This window comes from Deltaproteobacteria bacterium (assembly GCA_030654105.1).
GTDB lineage: Bacteria > Desulfobacterota > SM23-61 > SM23-61 > SM23-61 > JAHJQK01.
The window spans coordinates 1-8,257 of sequence record JAURYC010000032.1 but is presented as its reverse complement, the minus strand read 5'-3'; the positions used below and the strand labels follow the sequence as shown (position 1 = coordinate 8,257).

7 protein-coding genes are annotated in these 8,257 nt (G+C 50.1%); 2 read left to right on the top strand and 5 right to left on the bottom strand.

The window, feature by feature from the left end; all coding sequences use genetic code 11:
• Nucleotides 1-835, top strand: an 835-nt coding sequence (locus tag Q7V48_01245; GenBank protein MDO9209367.1) for a DUF362 domain-containing protein, incomplete at its 5' end; no start/stop codon positions are given.
• Entirely contained in the window at nucleotides 832-2,511 is a 1,680-nt protein-coding gene (locus Q7V48_01240) for a 4Fe-4S binding protein (GenBank protein MDO9209366.1), read from the top strand. The genes Q7V48_01245 and Q7V48_01240, both read left to right, overlap by 4 nt.
• 5 nt (nucleotides 2,512-2,516) lie before the next feature.
• On the opposite strand, the gene Q7V48_01235 is transcribed toward Q7V48_01240, so the two are convergent.
• From Q7V48_01235 to Q7V48_01215, 5 genes are all read right to left on the bottom strand, one after another.
• The gene (locus Q7V48_01235; protein MDO9209365.1) at nucleotides 2,517-3,386 is read right to left on the bottom strand and encodes a helix-turn-helix domain-containing protein; all 870 of its coding nucleotides are present in this window, start codon (nucleotides 3,384-3,386) and stop codon (nucleotides 2,517-2,519) included.
• A gap of 227 nt (nucleotides 3,387-3,613) precedes the next feature.
• Nucleotides 3,614-4,018, bottom strand: a complete 405-nt coding sequence (locus Q7V48_01230) for a thioesterase family protein (protein ID MDO9209364.1) — start codon at nucleotides 4,016-4,018, stop codon at nucleotides 3,614-3,616.
• Between the two features lie 53 nt (nucleotides 4,019-4,071).
• The gene (locus Q7V48_01225; protein ID MDO9209363.1) at nucleotides 4,072-5,292 is read right to left on the bottom strand and encodes a cofactor-independent phosphoglycerate mutase; all 1,221 of its coding nucleotides are present in this window, start codon (nucleotides 5,290-5,292) and stop codon (nucleotides 4,072-4,074) included.
• Nucleotides 5,293-5,434: 142 nt separating this feature from the next.
• Nucleotides 5,435-6,754, bottom strand: coding sequence for a homoserine dehydrogenase (locus Q7V48_01220; GenBank protein ID MDO9209362.1), 1,320 nt, complete (start codon nucleotides 6,752-6,754; stop codon nucleotides 5,435-5,437).
• A 345-nt stretch (nucleotides 6,755-7,099) separates the two neighbouring features.
• Nucleotides 7,100-8,248: an aminotransferase class I/II-fold pyridoxal phosphate-dependent enzyme gene (locus Q7V48_01215; GenBank protein ID MDO9209361.1), complete on the bottom strand. Its 1,149-nt coding sequence runs from the start codon at nucleotides 8,246-8,248 to the stop codon at nucleotides 7,100-7,102.
• Nucleotides 8,249-8,257 lie beyond the last annotated feature (9 nt).

Genomic DNA, 8,257 nt, shown 5'->3' with positions numbered 1-8,257 from the left:
TTCAAATGCCAAAGAAGAATATGACTTAGTGGTCATATCTGGTGATCCGGCCGCCGCGACAAGAAAAGCCTTAGAAGTCATGGGCGGTATCTCTCGCTTCGTTAAAAAAGGCCAGCGGGTTGTCCTCAAGCCCAACATGTCTTTTGCCCGACCCCCAGAATCCGGTTGCAACACTCACCCCCAGGTGGTGACCACCGTAGCCCAAGCTTGCCTCGAAGCAGGGGCCCAACAGATTATGGTCATGGATTATACCTTGGGTCGCCCCGAGCTCTGCCTCGAACGTTCAGGAATTCGCCAGGCCTGTAAATCCATTAAAAACGTCCATGTCATAGGTATCGAAGAGAAAAAATTTTTCCGGGAAATCAGAGTGCCCCAGGGAAAAATCCTTGATCGCGTGGAGGTCTTGAAGGAAGTTTTGGACAGCCAGGTGCTGATCAGTCTCCCCGTAACCAAGTCGCACTCAGCTACAGGAGTGAGCATGGGCATCAAGGGACTGATGGGCTTAATCTGGAACCGCACGAGCTTCCACGATAAATATAACATCAACCAAGCACTGGCTGACCTGGCCACGGTTATCAAGCCCCAATTAACCATCCTGGATGCTTCCCGCGCTCTGGTCAGCGGAGGACCGGGTGGTCCCGGAGAGGTCCAAAAACCCAACCTGATCATAGCCGGTGTGGACCCGGTGGCCGTGGATTCCTACGGCGTAACCGTAGCCCCGTGGTACGGTCAAAATTTTAAAGGCCGGCAGGTCGAGCACCTGCTGGTTGCTCATCAAAGAGGCTTAGGGAAGATCGATCTCGATCAACTCCGAATCTTCAAGGGGAAAGCATGAGGACTTTCGTCCAGACTTTTTCCCTCCTCCTTTTCACCACTTTTTTTTCCCTTGCCACCTACAAGCTGCCAGATTGGCTTCCAGCAGATATATATCTGCGCTTGGACCCGCTATTAGGATTGAGTGCCATTCTGGCCGGGAAGGAAATCATCGGCCGAGCCCTATGGTCCCTGATCATTGTTGGAACCACGCTAGCCATCGGGCGATTCTTCTGCGGCTACGTCTGCCCGATGGGGGCGGTCATTGATTTAAGCCACTATCTTCTCTGGCGTCGAAAAAAAATTTCGCCTTTAAAAAGCGAGGCCAATTTTCGAAAAATAAAATTTTTCTTGCTCTTTATCTTCCTCATAGCCGCATTGGCGGGGGTTTCCTTATCCTACCTTATGGATCCCCTCCCCCTCCTCACCCGTTTTTACACTTTCATCCTTTACCCTTTGGTAATCACCCTGATCAATCTTTTCCTGGATTTTATGCGCCCTATTTTTCACGCTCTGGGGTGGATCAGTTTATCTCACCAGCATTACTCCCAGCCAGTTTATTACATGGCCATCGTCACCTTCCTTATCTTTGCTGGGATCATAACTCTTAGCCGACTCACCCTCCGTTTTTGGTGCCGCTACCTCTGCCCCCTGGGAGCACTGCTCAGTTTTATCTCTCCCCTGGGGCTCTGGAAACGCCGGGTCAGCCAAGAATGCAATGAATGTTTAAAATGCCAGAAGGCATGCCCGATGGGGGCTGTGGAGGAGAATCCCAAGAGGATCCATCTTGCTGAATGCATTCAATGCCGAACCTGCGCTGAGGTTTGCCCAAAGGGGGCCATTACTTTCCCAACCTCTTTTTCTTTGGCCAAGGCATCGGAACATCAAACCTCCGCCAAAGGAGGAGAGTATTCAACCGTGGATTTTTCCCGCAGGGGATTCCTTTACTCCGCAGCCGGGGGGCTGACTCTCGCTTTTTTGGCAGACCGGACGCCCTTTACCCCCCTTAAGGGCAAGTATCAGCTCATCCGCCCGCCAGGAGCACTCCCCGAGACTGATTTTTTGCAGACTTGCATCCGCTGCGGGGAATGCATGAAGTCTTGCCTCACCAATACCCTCCAGCCTTGCCTTTGGGAATCTGGTTTAGCGGGCCTCTGGACGCCAAAAATGGACCTTCGCTTTGCTCCCTGCGAACAGAACTGCAACGTCTGTGGTAAGGTCTGTCCAACCCAGGCCCTCCGTTCCCTTTCCCTGGAAGAAAAAACCAACGCCAAAGTGGGTACGGCTGTTTTGCGTAAAGAAATGTGCTTGGTTTGGGCTCAGGATAAGCTCTGTTTGATCTGTGACGAGATTTGCCCTTATAACGCTATCGTTTTTCGAACCGTGGAAGGATACCGGCGTCCTTTTGTCATTGCCTCGCGCTGCAACGGTTGCGGGTTTTGCGAGCAGAAATGCCCTATCCAGGGAGATTCGGCGATTATCGTGGTGCCAAGCGGGGAGATTCGACTGAAAGAAGGATCTTATATCAAAGAAGCCCAAAAGCTCCAATTGGAGTTCAAACCTGATCCTGGCGATGATAAATTTATTTTGGAAGACTCTGGCTTTAAGGTGGAGGGTGAGCAAAAGGGAAAAGAAAATCTTCCTCCAGCTGAAAAAACCCAGCCTAAAAAGCCGAAGGGATTTCTATTGATTCCTTGAACCCTTTATTTTTCTTTGGCCGTAATTCCCAGCTCTTTTATCTTTCTGCGCAGGGTGTTGCGATTGATCCCCAGGAAGCGAGCCGTCTTTAACTGGACATGCTTTGTTTTTTCCAGGGCCGAGGTGAGCAACGTCCTTTCCACTACGTTCAACACATCCTCATAAAGACGTCCATTCGACCGCGGATCGACCTTCATCTCCGCGACCATGCGGGCGATGCGTTCTTCCAGGATTTCGGTCAAGGAAATTCTTCTCCGGGCTTTAGGAATGTTCCGCCCCAGGGTTTCTAATTCTTTCCGGAAACTCCAGTTCTCCTCCAGTAGGGCCCGATTTTCAGCTGCCATCGCCTTGCGCATCGACATGGCTTCAGCGATGAGAGCGCAAACCTCCCCGAGTAGATTCAGATCTTCGGTAACCGCCACCGGATCCTCATAAAAATGATCCACACCTAAAATGCTCGTGATAGCCCCTTGTATTTTCACTGGGCCGCAAAGGAAAGAGGTACTGACCCGCTTGGGACCTGTTTTGGCTTTTTCATCATGAAGCCAAATGCTATCTCCTCCTTCGATCACCGCGGCCATCTGTCCTTTCTCTAAGATCCTCTGGACGACTCCGGAACCAAAATATTCTTTCCTGCGTTTCATTTCTTCAGCAGAAAAGCCTTGCGCTCCGCCCATCTCCCATTCGTTGGATTCAGCATTCAAGACCAGAAATCCTCCTCGTTTCATTCCCCTTTGTTGAGAAAGGACAGCGAGAAGCCGTGAATAAGCCTCCTTCAGATCCACGGAGGAGTTCAAGGCTTTGGCTACCTCGTATAAAGTCTTCCACCTGGAGACTGCTTTTTCCTGCGCTTCTCTTTCAGCTGAGGCACTCATATTTTTCTTTACCTCTTCTGGGGATAAAAAAAGCTGCCCCCTCCCTGGTTGTAACACGGATCTTTAATCTTAGAGAACGAAGACCTCTTGGATTTTCCTCTTAGGGTAAGATGAAAGGGGAGAAATTTCTCCTCTAAATTTCTCCTCTATGTACAAGCTCAAGCTACTAAAAATGAAAAAAGGTGTCAAGACCCTTTTTTGAATTTATTTTTCATCCTGGGGGAAGATCAGAATTTCAATCTTTCTTTCAAGAGTGGCGGGATCCTGACGATCTTTCCCTCCCTGTCGACGAAGGCATGAAGAGTCTTTCCCGTCACCAGTTCTGTTCCATCTACCTTCCGCAAAATCCGGTAGGTAAACTGGATGCTGGCCCTCCTCATAAAATCCACGGAGGTTTCAATAATCAAAATATCATCATATTTCGCCGAAACAAGATATTTGCAGAAGACTTCGGAAACAGGAAGGTAAATTCCCTCTTCTTCCAATTTTTTGTAAGGGATGCCCAGGTCGCGAATAAATTCCGTTCGCCCCATTTCAAACCAACGTAAGTAGTTAGCGTAATAGACGATGCCCATGGCATCGGTCTCGGCGTAGGTAACCCGGATCTCTATTCTGTGAGGGAAAATGGTCATAGGAAAATTGGAGGAAAAACGAGAATCCCGTTAATTGAGGTTCGTGGACGCAATTAAAATCCTTTGATAAATTTTTCCATAAGCTCATGTCCTCTTTCTATGAAAAAGCCGGTTTTCTGGGCGGCAACTTCGTCAAAAGAGCGGTTCTCCTGGGGAATTTTGGGGGCATCTTCGGAAGTCAGAAGAACAAAGGGGACCGGCTCGGACGAGTGGGTTTTCAGGGCAATCGGCGTCGGATGATCGGGGAGGACCAGGACCCGAAAGTCGCCATAGTTTTGCAGCCCGCGTAGGATGGGGCCGACAATCTTGCCATCAAAATCTTCGATGGCCTGAATCTTTTCCTTGAGATTCCCGTTGTGGGAAGCCTCATCCGGTGCTTCTACATGAACGTATACAAAGTCTTTCTTGGCGATTTCCCGAAGAGCATATTCTGCTTTGCCCGTATAGTTCGTGTCCAGGTAACCCGTGGCTCCGGGAACATTAATAATCTCCAGCCCGGCGTAAAACCCAATCCCTTTCATCAAGTCCACAGCCGAGATGATCGAACCTACAAGTCCGAAGCGCTTGGTCAAAGGAAGGAGGGCAGGAGCTTTTCCCTGGCCCCAGAGCCAGATGGCATTGGCTGGCTTCTTCCCGGCCTGGCGACGAGCCTGGTTGACTGGATGATCTGGAAGAATTTCTCCAGCCGCCTTCATCAATCCCAGAATTTCTTCTTCCCCATCCCCAGCAGGGGTGTATCCGTTAATTTCTTGCCCGCTGATGTCGTGCGGCGGGGTGGTATTGAGTGCCAGGCTTTTCTCGCCATTTCTCCAGACCAAAAGATGGCGATAACCGACTCCTGGATAGAAATTGAATACCTGGTTACCCAGGTGTTTCCCAACGTCAGCTATAATTTCTCTGGCTTCTTCTGTTGAAATATGACCGGCGCTGAAGTCCTCCATGAAAGCCCGTTTTTCCTTCCAGGAAAGGGTGATCAGATTGCAGCGGAAAGCCACATCTCCTGGAGTGAGTTGCACTCCCATCGCTGCGGCTTCCAGAGGAGCACGGCCGGTGAAATGGATGGCTGGGTCATAGCCGAAGATGGACAAATTGGCCACATCGCTCCCTGGAGGAAAACCGGGGGGCACGGTGCGCACAAGTCCCAAAATTCCTTTCTGCGCCAGCCGGTCCAAATGCGGAGTCTTCGCAGCCTGTAGAGGAGTTTTCCCGTCAAGGTCTGTTAGGGGGTAATCCGCCATTCCGTCCCCTAAAAGGACCAGATATTTTCTTCCCAAATCTTTACATCCTCCACTTTCCCGGAACAACTATGCTTTTGTTGCGTGGGGGCCCTTGTTCGTTATCCCACATTAATTATTCCGCATTCCGCATTCCGCATTCCGCAATCTGCAATCCGCAATCTGCAATCTGCAATTATTTTCATCCCCCAAAATCAGAAGGATCTTCCATGCGCAGGAGGACGGTCTTATCTACAATGACTGGCAAACGGTCGATTACTTGTAAAGCTTTTTGCATGTTTTTCTCGCGTGCTTCATGAGTTACTACGTAGATGGGAACGGCCTTTTCAACCCTCCGACCTTTCTGAATGACCGACGCTATGCTGATATCCAGGTCTCCCAGGATGCCAGAGATGCGGGAGAGTACACCCGGTCGGTCCACCACCGTAAAACGCAGGTAGTAGGTGGAGGTGATGTCGTGGATGTTTTTAATTTCTCCTTCGCGCAAATGGGCCGGCTGGTAGGAAAGGAGAGGAACCCTGCGGCTGACCCCCAGACGGATGTTGCGGCAAAGGTCCACCAGGTCGCTGACCACAGCACTTGCCGTGGGCATCATCCCCGCTCCTGCACCGTAAAAAAGGGTTGACCCTACGGCATCCCCGTTGATAAAAATAGCGTTGAAAGGCCCACGCACAGTAGAAAGGAGGTGGTCGGCCGGCAAAAGGGTCGGGTGGACGCGGGCCTCAACGGGTCCGCCGTCTGATTTGGCAATGGCCAGGAGCTTGATGTGGTACCCTAACTCCTTAGCATGTTCTATATCCATGGGGGAGATGGCCGAGATCCCCTCGGTATAAATATCTTCCATCTTGACCTGGATTCCGTAAGCCAGGGAAAGAAGAATGGAAAGCTTGTGAGCGGTATCGATGCCCTCAATGTCCAGCGTGGGATCCGCTTCCGCGTAGCCGAGTTCCTGAGCCTTCTTCAGAACTTCCTGAAATTGCAGGCCCCGGTAGGTCATTTCGCTTAGGATGTAATTGGACGTTCCGTTGAGGATGCCGAAAATAACCCGGATTTTATTGGCCACCAGCCCTTCTTTCAGGGCACGAATGATGGGAATTCCTCCTCCCACGCTGCCCTCAAAACCGATGTCCACACCTCTTTCATCGGCAGCTTTGAATATCTCCGCGCCATGCACAGCCAGCAAAGCTTTATTGGCCGTAACAATGTGCTTGCCTTTCTCTAAGGCCTGGAGGATGAAAGTCCGAGCCGGCTCCAAACCGCCGATGAGTTCGACCACGATGGCGATTTCCGGATCTTCCATCACATCCGCAATTTTGGTCGTAAGAATGGCCGGGTTGACCTTGATGCCGCGATCCGTAGTCACATCCAGGTCAGCAATGCGTTTAAGAACAATGGAGAGACCCAGTCGTTCTTCCAGGAGTTTGGCTTTCTCTTGCAGAATTTTCACCAACCCTGTGCCGACAGTCCCAAACCCGATGAGTCCGATATAAATCCGATCCATTTCATCTCCTAATTTTAGCCACAGAGGTCACAGAGAACACAGAGAAATTTAGGTTAAAAAAACCGAAAATGGGCGCGGAAATCGATGAAAAATGCAATTGCCCTTATGGTGCTGTATTTTAATTTTTTCTCGGTGAACTCTGTACTACTAACGTTCAATTTCTGAAAATTTTATTAAGAATTTATTATGTTTATCTATGTTTATCTATGTTTATCTGTGATTATCTGTGTCCTAAATTGTCTTTTTTAAGGTCTTTCTTTATATCTCTGTGATCTCTGTGCCCTCTGTGGCTAAAGTTTTTTTAGTTGCGGCTTTGCCGCGCTGTGTGCTCTGTGGTGAAAATATTTAAAAAAGTTGTTTGATACCTTTTGCCGCTTGTTTGATCCGGTGGGTATTTTCCACCAGGGCAAATCGCACGTGATCATCTCCATACTCACCAAAACCAATCCCCGGAGAAACCGCCACTTTGGCCACTTGCAGGACCAATTTAGAGAATTCCAGGGAACCCATCTCTTGGAACTTATCGGGAATCTTTCCCCACACGAACATCGTCCCCTTGGGTTTCTCGATTTTCCAGCCCACCCGCTTGAGGCCATCTATTAGCGCATCGCGCCGTTCTTGGTATATCGCTCGAATCTCTTCCACGCAGCTCTGATCTTCGTTAAGGGCGATGATGGCCGCGATCTGAATCGGTTGGAATATCCCATAGTCCAGGTAACTTTTAATCCGTCCCAAGGCGGAAATCATCTTGCGGTTGCCTAAGGCAAAACCCACCCGCCATCCAGGCATGCTGTAACTTTTGGAAAGGGTGAAAAATTCGACGCCAACTTCTTTCGCCCCTGGGGCTTGAAGAAAGCTCGGGGCTTTGTATCCGTCGAAAACCAGATCGGCATAAGCCAGATCATGGACGACCATGAGATCATGAGCCCGGGCGAATTCCACGATCTTCTCGAAAAAATTAAGATCCACAACCTGAGTGGTCGGGTTATGGGGAAAAGAAATGATCAACATCTTGGGTGGGGGCCAGGTCTGGCGGGTGGCCGTCTGCAGATCTTCAAAAAAGTCCCGGCCTTTTACCAGCGGGATCGTGCGCAGGTCTCCGCCGGCAATGATTACGCAATACGGATGGATGGGGTAAGCCGGGGTAGGCACAAAAACAACATCCCCAGGGCCGATCGTGGCCAAGGCTAAGTGGGAGAGTCCTTCTTTGGCCCCGATGGTCACAATGGCTTCGCTTTCAGGATCGATCTCCACGCCAAAATTCCTTTGGTATAGGTTGGCAATGGCGCAACGAAGTTTGTAAATTCCCCGGGAGGCCGAGTACCGATGGTTGCGGGGATTCTTCACCGCTTCGATGAGTTTTTCTACAATGTGGGGAGGAGTCGGCAAATCCGGGTTCCCCATTCCCAAATCGATGATATCATCCCCTCGTCTTCTGGCTTTCATCTTTAGGTCGTCAACTATGGAAAAGACATAAGGAGGAAGGCGTTTGATGCGGTGAAA